18 protein-coding genes and 2 tRNA genes are annotated in these 18,440 nt (G+C 72.2%); 5 read left to right on the top strand and 15 right to left on the bottom strand.

The annotated features are described in order from the left end of the window. Positions 1-58 precede the first annotated feature (58 nt). Positions 59-283 (top strand): hypothetical protein, encoded by a 225-nt coding sequence (locus tag ACSURM_RS24405; protein WP_436957896.1) that lies wholly within the window; start codon positions 59-61, stop codon positions 281-283. A gap of 340 nt (positions 284-623) precedes the next feature. On the opposite strand, the gene ACSURM_RS24400 is transcribed toward ACSURM_RS24405, so the two are convergent. The 3 genes from ACSURM_RS24400 to leuS form a co-directional block, all read right to left on the bottom strand. Further along, a complete protein-coding gene (locus ACSURM_RS24400; RefSeq protein WP_436957895.1) occupies positions 624-1,469 on the bottom strand; it encodes a DegV family protein in 846 nt (281 codons plus the stop codon). Between the two features lie 72 nt (positions 1,470-1,541). Next, positions 1,542-2,282, bottom strand: coding sequence for a hypothetical protein (locus ACSURM_RS24395; protein WP_436957894.1), 741 nt, complete (start codon positions 2,280-2,282; stop codon positions 1,542-1,544). Positions 2,283-2,513: 231 nt separating this feature from the next. Beyond that, the gene (gene leuS, locus ACSURM_RS24390) at positions 2,514-5,393 is read right to left on the bottom strand and encodes a leucine--tRNA ligase (RefSeq protein ID WP_436957893.1); all 2,880 of its coding nucleotides are present in this window, start codon (positions 5,391-5,393) and stop codon (positions 2,514-2,516) included. Positions 5,394-5,797: 404 nt separating this feature from the next. On the opposite strand from leuS, the gene ACSURM_RS24385 reads away from it, so the two are divergent. Both ACSURM_RS24385 and ACSURM_RS24380 read left to right on the top strand, forming a co-directional pair. After that, positions 5,798-7,048 carry a cytochrome b/b6 domain-containing protein gene (locus tag ACSURM_RS24385; protein WP_436957892.1) on the top strand — a complete coding sequence of 417 codons (1,251 nt, stop codon included), beginning with the start codon at positions 5,798-5,800 and terminating at the stop codon, positions 7,046-7,048. Continuing rightward, on the top strand, positions 7,045-8,646 hold the full coding sequence (locus ACSURM_RS24380; RefSeq protein ID WP_436957891.1) for an NADH-ubiquinone oxidoreductase-F iron-sulfur binding region domain-containing protein: 1,602 nt from the start codon (positions 7,045-7,047) through the stop codon (positions 8,644-8,646). Before ACSURM_RS24385 ends, ACSURM_RS24380 begins: the two co-directional genes overlap by 4 nt. A 132-nt stretch (positions 8,647-8,778) precedes the next feature. On the opposite strand, the gene ACSURM_RS24375 is transcribed toward ACSURM_RS24380, so the two are convergent. Beyond that, positions 8,779-8,851 (bottom strand) — tRNA-Ala (locus ACSURM_RS24375). 114 nt (positions 8,852-8,965) lie between these two features. Between ACSURM_RS24375 and ACSURM_RS24370 the strand changes: the two genes are divergently transcribed. Then, positions 8,966-10,177: a glycosyltransferase 87 family protein gene (locus ACSURM_RS24370; RefSeq protein ID WP_436957890.1), complete on the top strand. Its 1,212-nt coding sequence runs from the start codon at positions 8,966-8,968 to the stop codon at positions 10,175-10,177. On the opposite strand, the gene ACSURM_RS24365 is transcribed toward ACSURM_RS24370, so the two are convergent. The 9 genes from ACSURM_RS24365 to ACSURM_RS24325 form a co-directional block, all read right to left on the bottom strand. After that, complete coding sequence (locus ACSURM_RS24365) at positions 10,167-10,400, bottom strand: hypothetical protein (protein WP_189996935.1); 234 nt, start codon at positions 10,398-10,400, stop codon at positions 10,167-10,169. The genes ACSURM_RS24370 and ACSURM_RS24365 overlap by 11 nt on opposite strands. A 3-nt stretch (positions 10,401-10,403) precedes the next feature. Next, positions 10,404-10,577 (bottom strand): hypothetical protein, encoded by a 174-nt coding sequence (locus ACSURM_RS24360; protein WP_106980580.1) that lies wholly within the window; start codon positions 10,575-10,577, stop codon positions 10,404-10,406. Between the two features lie 260 nt (positions 10,578-10,837). Beyond that, positions 10,838-10,910: transfer RNA gene (locus ACSURM_RS24355), tRNA-Ala, on the bottom strand. Positions 10,911-11,003: 93 nt separating this feature from the next. Beyond that, positions 11,004-11,672, bottom strand: a complete 669-nt coding sequence (locus tag ACSURM_RS24350) for a histidine phosphatase family protein (RefSeq protein WP_359043064.1) — start codon at positions 11,670-11,672, stop codon at positions 11,004-11,006. Further along, entirely contained in the window at positions 11,672-12,115 is a 444-nt protein-coding gene (gene rsfS, locus ACSURM_RS24345; RefSeq protein WP_436957889.1) for a ribosome silencing factor, read from the bottom strand. The genes ACSURM_RS24350 and rsfS overlap by 1 nt, the downstream gene beginning before the upstream one ends. Positions 12,116-12,240: 125 nt before the next feature. After that, positions 12,241-14,052 carry an LCP family protein gene (locus ACSURM_RS24340; protein WP_436957888.1) on the bottom strand — a complete coding sequence of 604 codons (1,812 nt, stop codon included), beginning with the start codon at positions 14,050-14,052 and terminating at the stop codon, positions 12,241-12,243. Positions 14,053-14,068: 16 nt separating this feature from the next. After that, positions 14,069-14,755 carry a nicotinate-nucleotide adenylyltransferase gene (gene nadD / locus ACSURM_RS24335; RefSeq protein WP_436957887.1) on the bottom strand — a complete coding sequence of 229 codons (687 nt, stop codon included), beginning with the start codon at positions 14,753-14,755 and terminating at the stop codon, positions 14,069-14,071. 56 nt (positions 14,756-14,811) lie between these two features. Further along, positions 14,812-14,976: a hypothetical protein gene (locus tag ACSURM_RS24330; RefSeq protein ID WP_030777300.1), complete on the bottom strand. Its 165-nt coding sequence runs from the start codon at positions 14,974-14,976 to the stop codon at positions 14,812-14,814. Between the two features lie 167 nt (positions 14,977-15,143). Next, entirely contained in the window at positions 15,144-15,308 is a 165-nt protein-coding gene (locus tag ACSURM_RS24325) for a hypothetical protein (RefSeq protein WP_249492308.1), read from the bottom strand. A gap of 103 nt (positions 15,309-15,411) precedes the next feature. Between ACSURM_RS24325 and ACSURM_RS24320 the strand changes: the two genes are divergently transcribed. Next, positions 15,412-16,497 carry a M48 family metallopeptidase gene (locus tag ACSURM_RS24320; protein WP_436957886.1) on the top strand — a complete coding sequence of 362 codons (1,086 nt, stop codon included), beginning with the start codon at positions 15,412-15,414 and terminating at the stop codon, positions 16,495-16,497. Between the two features lie 118 nt (positions 16,498-16,615). Here the strand turns inward: ACSURM_RS24320 and ACSURM_RS24315 are convergent, their stop codons facing one another. After that, complete coding sequence (locus ACSURM_RS24315) at positions 16,616-17,686, bottom strand: hypothetical protein (protein WP_436957885.1); 1,071 nt, start codon at positions 17,684-17,686, stop codon at positions 16,616-16,618. A 97-nt stretch (positions 17,687-17,783) separates the two neighbouring features. Next, positions 17,784-18,350, bottom strand: coding sequence for a hypothetical protein (locus ACSURM_RS24310; RefSeq protein WP_436957884.1), 567 nt, complete (start codon positions 18,348-18,350; stop codon positions 17,784-17,786). Positions 18,351-18,440 lie beyond the last annotated feature (90 nt).

The following is an 18,440-nucleotide window of genomic DNA, read 5'->3' as shown; positions in this document are numbered from 1 at the left end:
TGGGGCCAGGTCGGCCGACGAGCGCGGCGGAACCGTGCCCCGATCCGCCACAGTCGTGGTGCCTGCCCTCGCCGGCACCGTCGGCCGTACGGACCCCCGCCCCGTCGGCCGCACCGGCCCCGGCACCGTCCCCTCCACCGCCGATGCCGACGCACCCGCCGAGCCGCCCGGATCGGGCGGCGCGTTCCCGGACTCCCGCCACTGGACCGCCCGTTCACCGAAGAGGAGTTCCGCGCGGCGGCGCAGTTCCTCCGCCGGCGCGGGCGGCCGACGGCGGCTGTGACGGTGTTCGGCGCGTCGGGGCTCGGTGGATCGCGGGTCGGTGGATCGCGGCTCGGTAGCGCCGTGGTGTTCGGCAGGGCGGGGCCCGGTGGCGCGGTGGCGCGGTGACCGGTGTCCGATGGCGCGGCGGTGCCGGACGCGGCCGTCGGAAGCCGGGCCACGGCCGGGGCCGCTGGTCGGGGTCGCGATGCGGGAGCGGGATCGAAGTGCCATGCGACGAGGATGGAGCACTTCGCCACATCGCGATGATCTTGGTGAATTCCCGTGCGTTACCGACCGGTTGTGGATAACTCCGCCACCCACACGAGTGAAACCGACGGGCCGACGGCCTCGCCCCGACCTCAGCGAGGCGAGACGACAGCCCCCAGCAGACCAGGCCCGGTATGCGCCCCGATCACCGCTCCGACCTCGCTGACATGCAGGTCGGCCAGGCCCGGGACGCGCGCCCGCAGCCGGTCGGCGAGTGCGGCGGCACCGTCGGCGGCGGCGAGATGGTGAACGGCGATGTCGACCTCCGCGTTGCCCGCCCGCTCCACGGTGAGCTCCTCCAAGCGCGCGATCGCCTTGGACGCCGTACGCACCTTTTCGAGCGGCTCGATACGGCCGTCCTCCAGCTGGAGCAGGGGTTTGACGGCGAGCGCGGAGCCCAGCAGTTTCCGCGCGGCGCCGATGCGGCCGCCTCGGCGCAGATAGTCGAGGGTGTCGACGTAGAACACGGCGGAGGTGCCCGCGGCCCGTTTCTCGGCGGCCGTGACGGCCTCGTCCACCGTGCCACCGGCCTCCGCGGTCTCGGCCGCGGTGAGCGCGCAGAAGCCGAGCGCCATCGCGATCACTCCGGTATCCACCACGCGCACGGGCACCGGTGCCTCGCGCGCCGCGAGGACCGCCGCGTCGTAGGTCCCGGACAGCTCGGCGGACAGGTGCAGGGAGACGATGCCGCTCGCGCCGGACTCGGCGAGTCTGCGGTAGGTCTCGGCGAACACCTGGGGGCTGGGGCGGGAGGTGGTCACGGAACGGCGTTTCTGCAGCGCCTGGGCGAGGGAGCGGGTGGAGATCTCGGTGCCCTCTTCGAGCGCCCGGTCGCCGAGGACCACGGTCAGCGGGACCGTGGTGATGCCGTGACGCTCCATCGCCCGGGGCGGCAGGTAGGCCGTTGAATCGGTGACGATCGCGACATGGCGGGACATGAGCTGGAGGTTACCTGGCGTAGTGCTCGCTCGGCAGCCCGGCCCCTGACGTGTGCCCGGGGAGCGGTCCGCTCATGTGGTGCTCTCGGGGCGGGGCTTCTTCTGCCACGGGACGGTGGGGCGCCAGGACGCCCCGGTGATCGCGTCGGGAGCGGGCCGCGCGGTGGCGCGGGCGCCGGCCGCGTCGGAGCGCGCCTGTCCCGTGGCAGGGCCGTCGGCGGGGGTGGCGGGGGCGTCGGACCAGTGCGAGGACGCCTGGCCGGGTTCGGCGCTCGTCCAGTGGCGCAGGGCGCCGGCCTCGATGTCGATCTGGGCGCTGAGGTGGTCCAGATCGTCGTCGGAGAAGCGGCGGGCCCGGTCGCGGACGGCCCAGCGCAGGGAGTCGGCGGACTGGGTGACGCGCTCGGTGCGCGCGCGCAGTTCGGGCAGGCGCGCGGCGAGCGTGGCCCGGTCGGGCTCGGTCTCCAGGCGCTTGAGGTCGGCGTCCAGGTCGTGGCCGTGGACGCTGAGGCGCTCGAAGAGGCCGAGGGACTCCTTCAGCGACTCGTCCTCGGCCACGCCCGCGTGCAGCGCGTCCTGTGTGGCGCGCATGGAGGTGCGCAGGGCGAGCCGCAGCCGGGCGATCTCACCGGCCGGCCCGGGCTGGGCGACAGACTTGGCGCGCAGGGTGTGGTCCTCGACCGTGCGCCGGGCCTGCGCGATGGTCCGGTCCACACCTCGCTTGGTGGCGCGGACGGCCTTGACCGTGGCGTAGGCGCCCATACCTACGAAGATCAGGAAGAGCAGGGCGAACACGATGAGCACTACGTCCATGGCGCTCCTCCTCCGGTCGGTGCGGTACGGCCCGCTGCGCCTCTCCACGGTAAACGCAGCGGGCAGGCCCGGAGTTCCGTCCGAACCCCGAACCTGCCCGTAGGGGACTACCCCGAGCCGGCGGAGACACCCGTTTTTACGGGCCGGCGTACGCCGGTTCTGCCCGTTTCTGGTCCGTTTGTACGCCGATGTTCCCGTTGTACGCCGGTGTTCCCTGTCGTACCCCGGTGTTTACGCGGGAACGATGTTGACCAGCTTCGGCGCCCGCACGATCACCTTGCGGATGCCCGCGCCGCCCAGCGCCGCGATCACCTTGTCGTCGGCCAGCGCGACCTTCTCCAGCTCCTCCTCGGAGATGGCGGGCGGCACCTCCAGCCGGGCCTTGACCTTGCCCTTGATCTGCACGACGCAGGTCACGGTCTCGTCGACGACGTAGGCCGGGTCGGCGACCGGGAAGTCCCGGTGGACGACGGAGTCGGTGTGACCCAGCTTGCGCCACAGCTCCTCGGCGATGTGCGGGGCCAGCGGGGCGACCATCAGCACCAGCGGCTCGGCCACGGACCGCGGCACCGCGCCACCGGTCTTGGTCAGGTGGTTGTTCAGCTCGGTGACCTTGGCGATGGCGGTGTTGAAGCGCAGGCCCTCCAGGTCCTGGCGCACGCCGTCGATGGCCTTGTGCAGGGCGCGCAGGGTCTCCTCGTCGGCCTCGGCGTCGGTGACGGTGACCTCGCCGGTGGTCTCGTCGACGATGTTGCGCCACAGCCGCTGCAGCAGCCGGAACTGGCCGACCACCGCGCGCGTGTCCCACGGGCGGGAGACGTCCAGCGGGCCCATGGCCATCTCGTACAGGCGCAGCGTGTCGGCGCCGTACTCGGCAGCGATCTCGTCCGGGGTCACCGCGTTCTTCAGGGACTTGCCCATCTTGCCCAGCAGCCGGCTGACCTTCTCGCCCTGGTAGTAGTACGCGCCGTCGCGCTCCTCCACCTCGGCGGCCGGCACCGCGATGCCCCGGCTGTCGCGGTAGACGTAGGCCTGGATCATGCCCTGGTTGAACAGCTTGTGGAACGGCTCCGCGGAGGAGACGTGCCCCAGGTCGTACAGGACCTTGGACCAGAAGCGCGCGTACAGCAGGTGCAGCACGGCGTGCTCGGCGCCGCCGACGTACAGGTCCACACCGCCGTGCGGCAGGCCCTCGCGCGGGCCCATCCAGTACCGCTCGATCTCCGGGTCCACCAGCTCGCGGTCGTTGTGCGGGTCCAGGTAGCGGAACTCGTACCAGCAGGAACCGGCCCAGTTGGGCATGGTGTTGGTCTCGCGGCGGTACTTCTTGGGGCCGTCGCCCAGGTCCAGGGTGACGTTGACCCATTCCTCGTTGCGCGACAGCGGGGTCTCGGGCTGGGTGTCGGAGTCGTCCGGGTCGAAGGTGCGCGGGCTGTAGTCCTCGACCTCGGGCAGCTCCAGCGGCAGCATCGACTCGGGCAGCGCGTGGGCGACGCCGTCCTCGTCGTAGACGATCGGGAAGGGCTCGCCCCAGTAGCGCTGGCGGCTGAACAGCCAGTCGCGCAGGCGGAAGTTGACGGTGCCCTCGCCGATGCCCTCGCTCGCCAGCCACTCGGTGATGCGCGCCTTGGCGTCGGCCACGCCCAGGCCGTTCAGCCTGAGGCCGTCGCTGTCGGAGTTGACGATCTTCGCGTCGTAGGAGACGAAGGCGTCGTCCCAGGTGGACGGGTCGGTGCCGCGGCCGTCGGTCGGCTCGACCACGCAGCGGATGGGCAGCTCGAAGGCGCGCGCGAAGGCGAAGTCGCGGCTGTCGTGGCCCGGGACGGCCATGATCGCGCCGGTGCCGTAGCCCATCAGGACGTAGTCGGCGATGAAGACCGGGACGCGCTCGCCGCTGACCGGGTTGGTCGCGAAGGCGCCGGTGAAGACGCCGGTCTTGTCCTTGGCCTCGGCCTGCCGCTCCACGTCGGACTTGGAGGCGGCCTGCGTGCGGTAGGCGGCGACGGCCTCGGCCGGGGTGGCGTGGCCGCCGGTCCACACCTCGTGCGTGCCCTCGGGCCACGCCTCGGGGGTGAACTTCTCGACCAGCGGGTGCTCGGGCGCCAGCACCATGTAGGTCGCGCCGAACAGGGTGTCCGGGCGGGTGGTGAAGACCGTGATGTGCTCGCCGTCGATCGGGAAGTCGATGCGGGCGCCCTCGCTGCGGCCGATCCAGTTGCGCTGCTGGAGCTTGATGGCCTCGGGCCAGTCCAGCTCCTCCAGGTCCTCCAGCAGCCGGTCGGCGTAGGCGGTGATGCGCATGTTCCACTGGCGCAGCTTGGCCTTGAAGACCGGGTAGTTGCCGCGCTCGGAACGGCCGTCGGCGGTGACCTCCTCGTTGGCCAGTACGGTGCCCAGGCCGGGGCACCAGTTGACGGGCGCGTCGGAGGCGTAGGCCAGGCGGTACTCGCCCAGGATGTCGGCGCGTTCGCGGGCGTTCAGTTCGCTCCACGCGCGCGTGGTGCCCGGAATGGCGCGTTCACCGGACTCGAACTGGGCGATCAGCTCGGAGATCGGGCGGGCCTTGCGCGCCTCCTCGTCGTACCAGGAGTTGAAGATCTGCAGGAAGATCCACTGGGTCCACTTGTAGTACTCCGGGTCGATCGTGGCGAACGACCGGCGCTTGTCGTGGCCCAGGCCCAGCCGGCGCAGCTGGGCCTTCATGTTCTCGATGTTGGCCTCGGTGGACACCCGGGGATGCGTGCCGGTCTGCACGGCGTACTGCTCGGCGGGCAGGCCGAAGGCGTCGAAGCCGAGGGTGTGCAGGACGTTGTGGCCGGTCATGCGCTGGAACCGGGCGTAGACGTCGGTGGCGATGTAGCCCAGCGGGTGGCCGACGTGCAGGCCGGCGCCCGAGGGGTAAGGGAACATGTCCATGATGAACTTCTTGGGCCTGGCGGCCAGCCCGGGGTCGCCCGCCAGGTCGCCCGTGGGGTTCGGCGCCGCGTAGGTGCCGTCGGCGTCCCAGAAGTCCTGCCAGCGTGCCTCGATCTCGGCTGCCATGGCGGCCGTGTAGCGGTGCGGCGCGGCCTCCGCCGACGCGGCGGTGGCAGCGGGGTTCGTCTCGCTCATGATCCTCAAAGCTCCATCGATCGTCTCTGCCTGCGGAAAAGAAAAAACCCCTCACACAGGAGGGGACGCCGCGCCGATGCCGACCTCACGGCCATACCGGGGTCGGTACTGATCAGCGCGGCCCGCTAAGCAGAAGGCGTACGGCACGCATGGCGCTAGGGTACCGCAGCCCTTGAGCGAGCCGCGACGCGCTTCCGTATCCCTGGAGGACATGTCCACGAAGCCCGCCGGTACGCAACAAAGCTCTGCGATTACTTCGCACACCTCACTCCTATGGGACGCCACTCCGATCGGATTGTCCGTCGATAACAGCGCAATAGCCCAAACCCCGTACCGATCGGTATGGCGCCACTTGGAGTGCGGCAGCGGGACCGCTTTCCCGAAACCGTTCGGAGTCGCCCCCCATGAACCCTCGTCGTCGTACCAGCCCGCTCCCCCTGCCGGGCCGCTCGGCCTATGGGGTGGCGTCCGCCGTCGCCCTGCTGTTCATCCCCGTGTCCGTGCTGGTCGGCGGCGTCCGGTTCCGCGAGTTCCTGAACTTCGGCGCGGGCGTGCTGTCTCTCGTCTCGCTGAGCTGCTCGGTGATCTGGGGCCTGTTCGCCCAGGACCGGATCTTCCTGAACACCCGGCAGCGGATCATCGGCCAGGCGGTGCACCGGGCGACCGCGGTCGCCTCGATCGCGTTCCTGCTGCTGCACATCACCACGAAGATCGCGCTCGGCCACACGGAGGTGATCGCCGCGGCCGTCCCCTTCTCGCTCGGCGTCACCGGGATCGCCGGCCTGATCGGGCTGGGCTCGCTCGCCGGCCTGCTGATGGTCTTCGTGGGGGTCACGGGCGCCCTGCGCGGCGCCTTCGCCACCCCGGCCCCGGTCGCGGCGCGCTGGCGGGCCATGCACATGCTGGCCTACCCCGCGTGGTGCGCGGCGCTGATCCACGGCCTTTACGCGGGTCGCGCGGCCAAACCCGTCTTCGTGATCCTCTACAGCCTGTCGCTGCTCGGCGTGCTGGGCGCCCTCGCGCTGCGCGCCGCGCCGCGCCCGGTCAAGCGCGGGGTCGCCGACCGCCTGGTGGCCCTGTTCGACCGGCCCGCACAGCCCGGACCCGCCGAACCGGAGGCCGGCCGCTCCCGGACGACCGGGCCGGTCCGGACCGGCCCGGGACCACGGCCGGCGCCCGCCGCCCCGCTCCACCGGCCCCCCGCCGCCGCGCCCGCCGCCGGTTTCGCCGCGGCCTACCGCGCGGTGTCCGTCCCGAACCGCCCGCCGCAGCCCTTCACGGCCGCCCGGGCGGCCGCCGCGGACCTGCCGCCGGATCTCCGGCCCACGGAGGCCGCTCCGCGCGTGGACGGCCCCTCCGGCGCCTTCGGCGGCTGGCCGGTCCCCTCCCCGCCGCCGGTCGGCGAGGCCCCGCCGTCCGCGTACGACCCGCTCCGGGACGCCGGGTACACCGTCCCGGTCCACGGCGGTCCGGGCGCCGCCGACTACGGCGGACGTGACGTGTACGACACCGCTGAGACGAACGGCCCCTACGGCACGTACCTCCCGGGTGACACGTTCGACAGCGGTCCCGCCACCGAACCGCTGCCCGGCTCGCCCCACGGGGCGCCGGGTTCGGGGGAACCATGGAACACGCCTTCCGGAGGCTTCAAGTGAACGAGGCACTGCCCGACGTCCCCGAGGTCCGCGTGGTCGGTCTTCCCCAGCTCACGTCGGGTTTCGACCTTGTGGAGCGGCTCGACCTGCCGATGCACCTGAAGGTGCACGGGCCGCTCGACACGCTGGGCGGCGAACAACTCGCCCAGCTCGCCGAACGCATCGGTCTGAAGGGGCGCGGCGGAGCCGGTTTCCCCTTCCACAAGAAGCTGCGCTCGGTCGCCGAGTCGGCGATCAGGCGCGGGGTGCGGCCGGTCGTCGTGGTGAACGGCAGCGAGGACGAGCCGGCCTGCCGCAAGGACACCGTGCTGATCAACCGGGCGCCGCACCTCATCCTGGACGGCGCCCTGCTGTGCGCCGAGGCGCTCGGCGCGCGCACCCTCGTCATCGGCGTCACCCGGGAGTCCACGCAGCGCTCCATGGAGGCCGCGCTCGCCGAACGCGGTCTGGGCAACAGCCGTAGATCGGCGCTGCGCGCGTGGGTGCGGCGCAATCCGGTGCGCATGGTCTCCGGTGCCGCCGCCTCGCTGATCCGCTCGATCGACGGCGGCCCGGCGATCCCGCCCGGCCGCAAGGTCAGCGCCTCGCGGAGCGGTGTCGGCGGGGCGCCCACGCTGCTGTCCAACGCGGAGACGTTCGCGCAGCTCGCCATCGCCGCCCGCATCGGCCCGGACCGTTACGCCCACACGGGCCTGCGCGACGAACCGGGCACCGTGATGCTCACCGTGTCCGGCGCGGTCGCCCGCCCGATGGTGATCGAGGTACCCACGGGCGTGCCGCTGCGCTACGTGTTGCGGCTCGCGGGCGCCCCGCCGGTGCCGCAGGGCGTCCTGACCGGCGGCTACCACGGCAAGTGGATCGACGCGGCGACCGTGGACGAGGCGATCGTCTCCCGCGACTCGCTGGACGCGGTGGGCGGTTCGCTGGGCGCGGGCGCGATCCTGCCGATCGGCCAGGAGACGTGCCCGCTGGGCGAGTCGCTGCGGGTGGCGCGGTGGCTGGCCGAGGAGAGCGCGGGTCAGTGCGGGCCCTGCTATCTGGGGCTGCCCGCCGCCGCGCGCGGGCTGGAGGACGTCCTGGACGGTGGCGGACCGGCGGCCCTGGAGGCGCTGAAGCAGGTCGCGAACAACGTGAAGCGGCGCGGCGCGTGTACGCATCCGGACGGCTCGGCGATGTTCCTGGAGTCGACCGTCAAGGCGTTCACCGACGACCTGGCGGCGCACGTCCTCGGCAACGGCTGCGGACGGCCCGTGAAGGGCGTTCTGCCGCTCTTCGAGGGGGGCAGGGCCCCCACGGGCGTGCCGGGCGGCGCGGAGAGCGGCGCGAGCCGCCAGAGGATCCACGTGGACTGGACGCTGTGCCGGGGCCACGGGCTGTGCGCGGACATCCTCCCGGAGGTGTTCGAACTCGGCGCGGACGGTTTCCCGACCGTCGCCCAGGCGCGGGTACCGCGGTACGCGGAGGGGAAGGCGCTGCGCGCGGTACGCCGCTGCCCGGCGCTCGCCCTGCGCGTCGAGGAGGACACGCGCGGGCAGGCGCCGGAGCGCAATCTGCCGGTGCTCTCCCAGGGACGCGGGCGGCACGCACCGGGCCGCTGACGACACGTACGAGGCGGGTCACCGGATCGGGTGGCCCGCCCCTTGCGTTCCGTCGCCTCTTATGTGCCACCGCCGTGCGCCACAACACGCCGAAGGCCGACCATCTCTGGGATGGTCGGCCTTCGACTTCTGTGGAGCTAAGGAGAATTGAACTCCTGACCTCCTGCATGCCATGCAGGCGCTCTACCAACTGAGCTATAGCCCCTTGTTTTGTTGTTTCGCCCGGTTCCCCCGGCGACGACGTAAACATTACAGGCCCGTGGGCGCAGCGCCAAATCGCTTTCGGCTTCGCTCCGTATGCCCGCTAATGTCGGCTTCCATGCCCGAGATCGCGCCGTTGACAGCACACCGACGGGTCCCGGTCGCCCTGGGCGTGTGCCTGATGTCCTTCGCGGCGTTCTGGGCCGCGCAGCGGGCCGCGCACGTGTCGATGATCGACCTGATGGTCTACCGGGCCGAGGGAGCCGCCGTGCGCGCCGGCGACGACCTGTACGCGCTGCGCGCGACCACCGCCCGCCTGCCCACCACCTACCCGCCGTTCGCGGCCCTGCTGTTCACCCCGCTGACGCTGCCGGACACCGCGCTGCTGCGCACCCTGGCGACGGCCGGCAATCTCGCGCTGCTGGTGGTCTTCGTACAGCTGTCGCTGAAACTCGTCGGCCACGCGCGCGTGCGGACCGTCTGGTGGGTCGCGGGGGCGGCCGTGTGGTGCGAACCGGTGTGGACGACCGTGCGCTACGGCCAGATCAACCTGCTGCTGGCCGTGCTGGTGCTGTGGGACCTGACCCGCCGGCCCGCCGGCGGCCACGACCGCTGGAGCGGGCTGGGTATCGGACTGGCCGCCGCGGTCAAACTGACGCCCGCGCTGTTCCTTGTGTTCCTGCTCGCCACGGGTCTGGTGGACCGGCTGCGGGGCGGGCGGGGCGGGCCGTGGCTGCCGCACGCGCGCGGGGCGGCCGTCGTGTTCGCCGGGGCGACCCTGCTGGCGGCGGCCGTCCTGCCGTACGACTCCTGGCGGTTCTGGACGCGCATGGTGTTCCGCGCGAGCCGGGTCGGGCTGGCCGAGGACACCGGCAATCAGGCCCTGCGCGGCGTTCTGGCCCGCCTCCTGCACACGCCGGACCCGGCGGCCGCGTGGACGGCCGGTGCCGCCGTACTGGCCGCCCTCGGCCTGACGGTGGCGGTGCGGGCGGAGTCGCGCGGGCGGCGGGCGTGGGCGGTGTGCGCCTGCGCGGTCACCGCCCTGCTGGTCAGCCCGGTGTCGTGGACCCACCACTGGGTGTGGTGCGTGCCGCTGGTGCTGCTGCTGTGGACGCGCGGGCACCGGGCGGCGGCCCTGGGCACCCTGCTGGTCTTCTGGTCGTACGTCCCCTGGTGGGTGCCGCACGGGCCCGGACGCCCGGAACTCCACCTGGGCGGCACGCACTTGCTGCTGTCGGCCGGCTACGGCGTCGCCGCCGCGCTCTTCCTCGCGCTGGCCCGGACATCGTCGCCGAGGCCCGGGGACGGCGAGACCGGCGTCAAGCCGTGACGAACTGGTAGAACCTCTTGAGCGTGCAGTGCTCCTCCAGGAGCCGGCCGTAGATCGGCTCGCCTTCCAGTTCCCGGTAGGTCTCGATGGGGTCGCCTTTTATGATCAGCGCCCGCGCGCATTCCTCGCACCAGTACTGGTAAGCGGTGTTGATCGGCTCCATGTCGCGGACGATGGGCGTACCGCTCCCGCACCAGTCGCACTTCCGCCGGTGTGCCCCCATCGATCAGCTCCAGGTGTGGCCGCAGGCCGTGCACACGTACGAGATTCCGCCATTGTCGCCCAGGACCTGCGCCACATGCGCGGAACCGCAGGAAGGGCAGCTCAGCCGGGTGATCGAGTCCCGTATCAACGCCGCGTCGAGGAGGTGGCCGACCTCCTCAAGGATGCTCGCAGGCATCGCCACTCCCTCCCGTCGGGCCGCGCCCCCTTCCGGCCGTTTGATTCTGCCACGACCGGACCGACACGGTCAGCGACGCCTCAGTACCAGTCCGGACACGGCGCCCACCGCGGCGGGCAGCGGGCGGGGCCGATTGTCAGTGGCGGGTGCTTCACTGTTCACAGGGTCCGGAACGGGAGCACACGCAGAAAATCCCGCCCCCCAGGAGGGGACGGGATCCTCATCACCGATCTTTGACAACTCGACAGAGTGTCGATCAGTGGAGCTAAGGAGAATTGAACTCCTGACCTCCTGCATGCCATGCAGGCGCTCTACCAACTGAGCTATAGCCCCTGGTGTTCTTCCCGCTCGGCGGGGCGAACAAGAAGAACTTTAGCCTGTGACCTGCCGGAAAGTGAAATCCGGGGTCCGGGGGGCCCGCGGCGGTCAGTCGTCGTCGCCGAGCACGGGCTCCGGGAGGGTGCCCGCGTTGTGCTCCAGCAGGCGCCAGCCACGGGCGCCCTCGCCGAGCACGGACCAGCAGCAGTTGGAGAGGCCGCCGAGGCTCTCCCAGTGCCGGGCCTCCAGGCCGAGGAGCCGGCCGATGGTGGTGCGGATGGTGCCGCCGTGGCTGACGACGACGAGGGTGCCGTCCTCGGGCAGCTTCTCGGCGTGCCGCAGCACGACGGGGGCGGCGCGGTCGGCGACCTCGGTCTCCAGTTCGCCGCCGCCGCGGCGGACCGCCTCCCCACGCTTCCAGGCGGCGTACTCCTCGCCGTGGCGGGCGATGATCTCCTCGTGCGTCAGCCCCTGCCAGACGCCCGCGTAGGTCTCGCGCAGGCCCTCCTCGCGGGTGACGTCGAGGCCGGTGAGGGCGGCCAGCTCGGCGGCCGTGTGCGCGGCGCGCCGCAGGTCCGACGAGACGATCGCGTCGGGCCGCAGGGAGGCGAGCAGCCGGGCGGCGCGGCGGGCCTGGCCCAGGCCCGTCTCGGTCAGCTCGACGTCCGTGGTGCCCTGGAAGCGCCGCTCGACGTTCCAGGAGGTCTGGCCGTGTCGCCACAGGATGATGCGGCGGCCCCGGCCCGTGCGGTCGGTCACCTCACCCGTGGCGCTCATCACCACTCCCCGCCCGGCTCCTGGTCGGCCTCGGCGGCCTGGAGCTTGGCGTGCTCCTCGGCCTTGCCGCGGGTGGCCTTGGCGTCGGCGGGCAGCTCGATCTCGGGGCAGTCCTTCCACAGCCGCTCCAGGGCGTAGAAGACCCGCTCCTCGCTGTGCTGGACGTGCACGACGATGTCGACGTAGTCGAGCAGGACCCAGCGGGCCTCGCGGTCGCCCTCGCGGCGGACCGGCTTGGCGCCGAGTTCCTTCTGCAGGCGCTCCTCGATCTCGTCGACGATGGCCTTGACCTGGCGGTCGTTCGGCGCGGACGCGAGCAGGAAGGCGTCCGTGATCGACAGTACGTCGCTCACGTCGTAGGCGATGACGTCGTGGGCGAGCTTGTCGGCCGCCGCCTGGGCGGCGGTGTTGATGAGCTCAAGGGAACGGTCGGTGGCGGTCACTACATGGCTTTCCGTCGGCGGTCTTTTGTCATCAAGGGTCTCACGGACCGCCCGGCACACCCCACGGGATTACGGCGGCACGTGGGGCTCGCGGGCCGCGCTCCGCCCGGGAGCGCGGCCCGGGGTCAGGACGAGGACGGCTTGTAGTCGCGGCCGAGGACCACCGAGACGTCGGCCCCGGAGGAGACGGTGCCCTTGGTCACGGAGCCGGCGGGCAGCCCGAGGGTCTTGGCGACCTCGGTGGCCTTCGCCTGGTCGGCGGCGTCCGCGTAGGTCACCTTCGAGGTGGTCTCGGTGCCGGAGGCGCTGCCGCCCTCCAGGAAGGTGAAGCCGCCGTTGAGGAGCACGACGCGGGCCTTCTCCGTGTCGTCCTTCACACCGGTGGCGTTCTGGACGGAGACCCGGACCGCGGAGCCGGCGTCGGGGCTCTTCGCGGTGCCGCCGAGGACGTCCTTCACCACGCTGTCGCTGGTCTCGGCGCTGAGCGTGCCGTCGGGCCGCACCGGCAGCAGGGCGGTTCTGTAGGCGCCGCCCTTGGCCAGGTCGGCGAGCCTGGCGAGGAAGGTGCCGAGGTCCTCGTCGGTGAGCGGGGGATCGAGGATCTGCGCGAGCGTCTGCACGGTGGTGGTGGCGGAGGCCGGGTCGGAGGACATCTTGCGCAGCACGCCCTGCATGACCTGTCCGAACCGCTGCAACTGGGCGTTCTCGGACTCGCCGGAGGCCCGGTAGGTCGCGTAGGCGACGGCCATCCTGCCGCTGAGGGTCTGGCCCTGGCCCTTGTGGACGAGCGGCGCCGCGCCCTTCTTCTTGGCGTCCGGGTCGGGCACGTCGGTGTCGGTGTCGATCTCGATGTTGCCGACGAGGTCGACGAGGTTCTGCAGGTAGGGCGTGTCGAGCCGCCAGCTTCCCTGGATGCTGGTGCCGAGGACGGTGTCGAGCTGGTCGCGGGTGCCGGAGGTGTCGTCGTCGTCCACGGACTTGGCGAGGGTCGTGGTGGAGCCGTCGTCGCCGGTCAGCGCCAGGGAGTTGGGCAGCAGGACCGTGGTGCCCTGCTTGGTGGTGGTGTTGTCGACCAGCAGCGCCGTGGAGGTGCCGCCCTTGACGGTGTTGTGCAGGTGGACGACGAGCACATCGCGTTTCTGGGCGGTGACCGGGGCGGCGGTGCCGCCCGGGCCGCCGGAGGACAGCCCGGGCAGCTTTCCGGCGTACCAGAGGTAGCCGACCCCGCCGGCCGCGACGACGGCGAGGACGACGAGCAGCGCGATGAGCCGGCCGCGGGCGCGGCGGCGGGCCTCCTCGCGGCGCTCGGTGCGGTTCTCGGTGAACTTCAGCCAGTCGATGACATCCTCGGAGTCACCGTCCGGCTCCTCGACGAAGGCGAACTGTTCGGTGCGGTAATCCGGTCCGGCGGGCCCGGCCCCGGCGTCCTCCGCGGTCGTGCCGCCTCGCGGCGCCGGACCGTCCTGCGCGACCGGACCGTCCTGCGCGGCCCGGGTGTCCTCCGCGGGGCCGGCCTGCTGCGGGATGTGGGCGGTCTGCTCGGCGACCTGCGGCTGCCGGCCGCCGCTCGCGGTCTGCCCGTAGGGGTCGTAGCCGCCGGTGTCCTGGGTTCCGGTGCCGGTGGCGTACGGGTCGTACGGGGTCTGGGAGCCGTAGGGGTCGTAGGCGGCGTAGGAGTCGTAGGCGGGCTGCTCGTGGCCGGGGGCGTAGGGGGAGGCCGGCTGCTGGTGGCCGGTGGCGTAGAGGTCGTAGCCGTAGCCCTGCTGCTGGGCGTAGGGGTCGTAGGCCGCCGGCTGGGGCTGCGGGACCTGCTGGGCCTGGGGAGCCTGCTCGGCCGGTACCTGCCGGTACACGGGCCGGCCGTACTCGTCGTAGCCGACGACTTCGTACGGAACGGCGCCGTAGCCCGCGTCACCCGCGTCGTATCGGTCGTTCACCGGTGCCCCTCTCGGCTCACTCGCCGCGGTACAGCTCGCGCTTGTCGATGTAGCGCACGACTCCGTCCGGGACCATGTACCAGATGGGGTCGCCCTTGGCGACTCGCGCACGGCAGTCCGTGGAGGAGATGGCGAGGGCCGGCACCTCGACCAGCGAGACGCCGCCTTCCGGCAGGCCCGGGTCGGTCAGGTGGTGGCCGGGGCGGGTGACGCCGATGAAGTGCGCGTAGGAGAACAGTTCCTCGGAGTTGTGCCAGGTCAGCAGCTGGGCGAGGGCGTCGGCGCCGGTGATGAAGAAGAGGTCGGTGTCCGGGTTGAGGGCACGCAGGTCGCGCAGGGTGTCGACGGTGTAGGTGGGGCCGCCGCGGTCGATGTCGATGCGGCTGACGGAGAACTGCGGGTTCTCGGCGGTCGCGATGACCGTCATCAGGTAGCGGTCCTCGGCCGGGGAGACGCTGCGGTGCGACTTCTGCCACGGCTCGCCGGTGGGGACGAAGACCACCTCGTCCAGGTGGAACTGCGCGGCGACCTCGCTGGCCGCCACCAGGTGCCCGTGGTGGATCGGGTCGAATGTCCCGCCCATGACGCCCAGGCGCCGCTTGCCCGTGTGGGCGGGGGCGTGGCCCGGTCCGTGCTGCGGGTGCTTCACCGGGTCGTCGGCCGTCTCGCGTGCCGGACCGGTAGGCATGTCCTGCTCTCCCATGCGTGCAGACCCTACCGGCCCGGCCTCGAACGTCCGGCCGGGGACGGGGTCCCCGCTCAGCGGTCGCGGTTGAAGCGCGTGGTGATCCACAGCAGCAGGAGCAGGATGATCAGGGCGCCGCCGCCGGTGACGAGCGGGTTCAGGCTCTCGTGGTTTCCGCCGCGCTCCTCGCCCTCGGCGGCGAGGGTGACCAACTGGGCTGCGGCGCTGTGGAAGCTCATCTTCGGCAGGACCTATCGCGTGTGGGCGGAATAAAGATGTCGGCTCATCGTAAGCGGGCGGCCGTGCGGCGATCACGCCGACTCCGCCGTTGGGTACGCGAGGGCGCCCGCGGCCGGGCCCGGAGAAGATCTCTCGCCGCGGCCGGGAGGGGAACTTTCGGCGTGCGTCAGTCGTCCTTGCGCTTGTAGCCGCTCAGCAGGAACCAGGCGGTCAGCGCACAGCCGAGGACCATCACGACCAGTACGACACGGAGCAGGTTGCCCGTCCCGTGCTGCTGGACGGCGATCGTGGCGGCCTCGGTCAGCCGGGCGGCTGCGGGGTGGTGCTCCATGGCGGGGACTCCTTCGGGTGTACTGCCCGTCCACGGTATCTCCGCCTAGGCTGAGCCCCGCCTCGGGGGCGCAGTGGGCACCGACACGTACATGGGGGAAGACATGTCCGACGACGGCCGGCAGCAGACGGGGCACGAGCGGTCGCCCGGCAGGCAGCGCAGGCGTTTCCCGGGGATCTCCTCGCGCGCGTACGAGCACCCGGCGGACCGTTCGGCGCTGGTCGCGCTGCGCAAGCTGAGCGGGTTCGACACCGTGTTCAAGGCGCTCAGCGGGCTGCTGCCGGAGCGGAGCCTGAGGCTGCTGTTCCTGTCCGACTCGGTACGGGTCTCCGAGCGGCAGTTCTCCCACCTGCACGACATGCTGATGGACGCCTGTTACATCCTGGACCTGGAGAAGGTCCCGCCGATGTACGTCACGCAGGACCCGCGGCCGAGCGCGATGTGCGTCGGCCTGGACGAGCCGATCATCGTGGTCAGCACGGGGCTGGTGGAGCTCCTCGACGAGGAGGAGATGCGGGCGGTCATCGGGCACGAGGTGGGGCACGCGCTGTCCGGGCACTCGGTGTACCGCACGGTCCTGCTGTTCCTGACCAGCCTCGCGGTGAAGGTCGCGTGGATCCCGCTCGGCAATCTCGCGGTCATGGCGATCGTCACGGCGCTGCGGGAGTGGTTCCGCAAGTCGGAGCTGTCCGCCGACCGGGCGGGCCTGCTGGTGGGCCAGGACGTGCGGGCCTCGATGCGGGGCCTGATGAAGATCGCCGGCGGCAACCACCTGCACGAGATGAACGTGGACGCGTTCCTGGAGCAGGCCGAGGAGTACGAGTCCGGCGGTGACTTGCGCGACTCCGTGCTGAAGATCCTGAACGTGCTGCCCCGTTCCCACCCGTTCACCACCGTGCGGGCCGCCGAGCTGAAGAAGTGGGCCGAGTCGCGGGACTACCAGCGGATCATGGACGGCCACTACGCGCGGCGCGGCGAGGACAAGGACGCCTCCGTCAGCGACTCCTTCCGCGAGTCGGCGGCCGGCTACGCGAGCGATGTGAAGAGTTCCAAGGACCCGCTGATGAAGCTGGTCACGGACCTGGCGGGGGGCGCGGGCGACCTGGGCGGCCGGGTCCGGCGCGGCTTCGACGGCTTCCGGAGCCCGCCGCCGGCCGCGGGGGACGCACCGGGCGGCACGGACGCGTAGGTCCGGGCTGCCGACCGCTGCAACAGCCTTCTCAGAGCGGACGACGGCCCCTCGCGGGTCACGGCCAGCCCTCCCTGGAGTGCGTCCCGCCCCCTCCAGAGTCGGCCGACGGCCGCCCTCACACCCTCGGTTGGGCTCCCGTGGCCAGTGTTCCGCAGAGGGACGCGGGGCTGTCCGTGTCGTAGGGGTTGGTGCCCGCGGGGCCGTCCGGGCCGGCGGTCTGGCCGGCCAGGAGGGGGCGGAGGTAGGACGAGGTGTCCTCGGCGCAGGCGAGGGGGCCCGCCTGGACGTGGGACGCGGTCAGCTGGACCTGGCGGGTGCGCAGGTCGTCGCGGTCGAGGTGGAACGTCAGCTCGCGGCGGACCGTGAAGAGGGACGCGGGGGCGTGCGGGGCGGCGCCGGTGGGGCGCAGGGCGTAGACGAAGGTGTGGTCGGCGGAGACCTCCAGCGTCGCCGCGCCGGCCTCGGTGACCTTCAGGGTGCCGAAGGCGCGGATCCGGTCGTCGGCCAGCCGGGCGCGCGCGGGGTCGATGCGGACCATCCAGCCCGTGGAGGCGTGCCGCCCGTCCGCCGCGGGGTGGGCGACGCTCCGGTCGAACTGGTCGAGCTGCTCGGAGTCGACCAGGGCCCGGACGGGGCGCACCTCGCGGCCGGTCAGCACCTCGGGGTGGAGGGAGGAGCGGACGATGTAGTCCTTGACGGCGGTGAGGGCGGTCATCACCTGGCTCTCGGAGAAGTGGGCGGTGCTGCGCGAGGCCGGCAGCGGAATGCCCTCGGCGCCGACGTCGAAGGGGGCGGCGGGGCTGTGCGTGAACAGCCGCTCGGGGTCGGCGGCGCCGGGCACCCTGCCCCGCGGGGCGAGCGGGATGACGGTCATCCGCAGGGCCTCCACGGACCGGCGGACCGGCGTGGAGCCGTAGGGGTGGCGGACGCCCATGTAGAGGGCGGTGCCGAGGGCGACGGCGATCAGCAGGGCGAGGATCAGGACCTGCCGGGTGAGTCCGCGGCGCAGGGGCGGGCGGCGGCGTACGGCGGGCGCGTGGTCCGCCATCCGCTCCGCGGCGGAGGACTCCTGGAGCCGGGCAGCGCGGACGAACGACTCGTCGAAGACGACGGATCGGTATTCGTCCTCCGCACCGCCGGGGCCGCCCTCGGGTGTCCCCTCCGGTGGGTCTCCAGGCCCGCCCATACCTTCAGAGTAGGTCCGGCGGGCCCCGGGTAAACGCCCGGCCTGCGACAACTTCTGACAGGTTCTCAACAGGCGCGGGCGGGCGCTCGAAGGGCGCTCAGGGGGAGTGCGGGACGGCCGAGACGGCCGGCCGGGAATGGTCGTCGGAGGCGGCGGGAGCGGAGGCGGTGTCCTTGCCGACGCCGGTCGAGGCGGGCGCGGGGACCCGGTCGCGGGTGCCCGAGGAGCCTCCCCGGTAGACGGCGGCGAAGGCCAGGGCGACCATGCCGATGCCCATCACGACGGCCAGGACCCAGGCGACGGGACGGTGCCAGCGGACGTGCTTGCCGTACGGGCCGTAAGGGCCGTCGTCGAGGACACAGGCGCCGTCCGGCCCGTCCTCGTCGTGTTCTTGACCGAATCCGGCGCCGTCGGGGCCGTAGCCGTCGTCGTAGCGCTCGCCCCGGGCGTGGGCGCGGCGCGCCTCCGCCTCGGATGCCTCGGCCCTGGCCTGGGCGGCGGCCAGGAGGCGTTCGACGGCGGACGGTTCATGGAACGTGGCCGCCTGTACGAAGGCCTCGTCGAAGACCACGGAGGCGAACTCTTCGTCCGACACCCCGTGGTCGTGGTCGTCGTCGGGCTCCCAGCCGTCAGGGAACGGCGTGCCCCCCACGTCCTCCGGCACGGATCCAGAGTAGACCTGGGGGGTCAATTTGGGCAGACGGTATGGAAATTCGTCTGCCTGGTGAGATGCCTTTCGGCCGCGTTCCCCGGG

This window comes from Streptomyces sp. SudanB182_2057, assembly GCF_964272715.1.
GTDB lineage: Bacteria > Actinomycetota > Actinomycetes > Streptomycetales > Streptomycetaceae > Streptomyces > Streptomyces rubradiris.
The sequence above is the reverse complement of the archived record's forward strand: the minus strand, read 5'-3'. Positions and strand labels throughout refer to the sequence as shown.

Bases quoted from the DNA above. Each gene is read 5' to 3' on its own strand.
- ACSURM_RS24330 (WP_030777300.1), bottom strand. From the start codon at position 14,976: ATGAGCTTCCACAGCGCCGCAGCCCAGTTGGTCACCCTCGCCGCCGAG.
- nadD (WP_436957887.1), bottom strand. From the start codon at position 14,755: ATGGGAGAGCAGGACATGCCTACCGGTCCGGCACGCGAGACGGCCGAC.
- ACSURM_RS24350 (WP_359043064.1), bottom strand. From the start codon at position 11,672: ATGAGCGCCACGGGTGAGGTGACCGACCGCACGGGCCGGGGCCGCCGC.
- leuS (WP_436957893.1), bottom strand. From the start codon at position 5,393: ATGAGCGAGACGAACCCCGCTGCCACCGCCGCGTCGGCGGAGGCCGCG.
- ACSURM_RS24315 (WP_436957885.1), bottom strand. From the start codon at position 17,686: ATGGGCGGGCCTGGAGACCCACCGGAGGGGACACCCGAGGGCGGCCCC.
- ACSURM_RS24320 (WP_436957886.1), top strand. From the start codon at position 15,412: ATGTCCGACGACGGCCGGCAGCAGACGGGGCACGAGCGGTCGCCCGGC.
- ACSURM_RS24360 (WP_106980580.1), bottom strand. From the start codon at position 10,577: ATGCCTGCGAGCATCCTTGAGGAGGTCGGCCACCTCCTCGACGCGGCG.
- ACSURM_RS24370 (WP_436957890.1), top strand. From the start codon at position 8,966: ATGCCCGAGATCGCGCCGTTGACAGCACACCGACGGGTCCCGGTCGCC.
- ACSURM_RS24385 (WP_436957892.1), top strand. From the start codon at position 5,798: ATGAACCCTCGTCGTCGTACCAGCCCGCTCCCCCTGCCGGGCCGCTCG.
- ACSURM_RS24325 (WP_249492308.1), bottom strand. From the start codon at position 15,308: ATGGAGCACCACCCCGCAGCCGCCCGGCTGACCGAGGCCGCCACGATC.
- ACSURM_RS24395 (WP_436957894.1), bottom strand. From the start codon at position 2,282: ATGGACGTAGTGCTCATCGTGTTCGCCCTGCTCTTCCTGATCTTCGTA.
- ACSURM_RS24365 (WP_189996935.1), bottom strand. From the start codon at position 10,400: ATGGGGGCACACCGGCGGAAGTGCGACTGGTGCGGGAGCGGTACGCCC.
- ACSURM_RS24400 (WP_436957895.1), bottom strand. From the start codon at position 1,469: ATGTCCCGCCATGTCGCGATCGTCACCGATTCAACGGCCTACCTGCCG.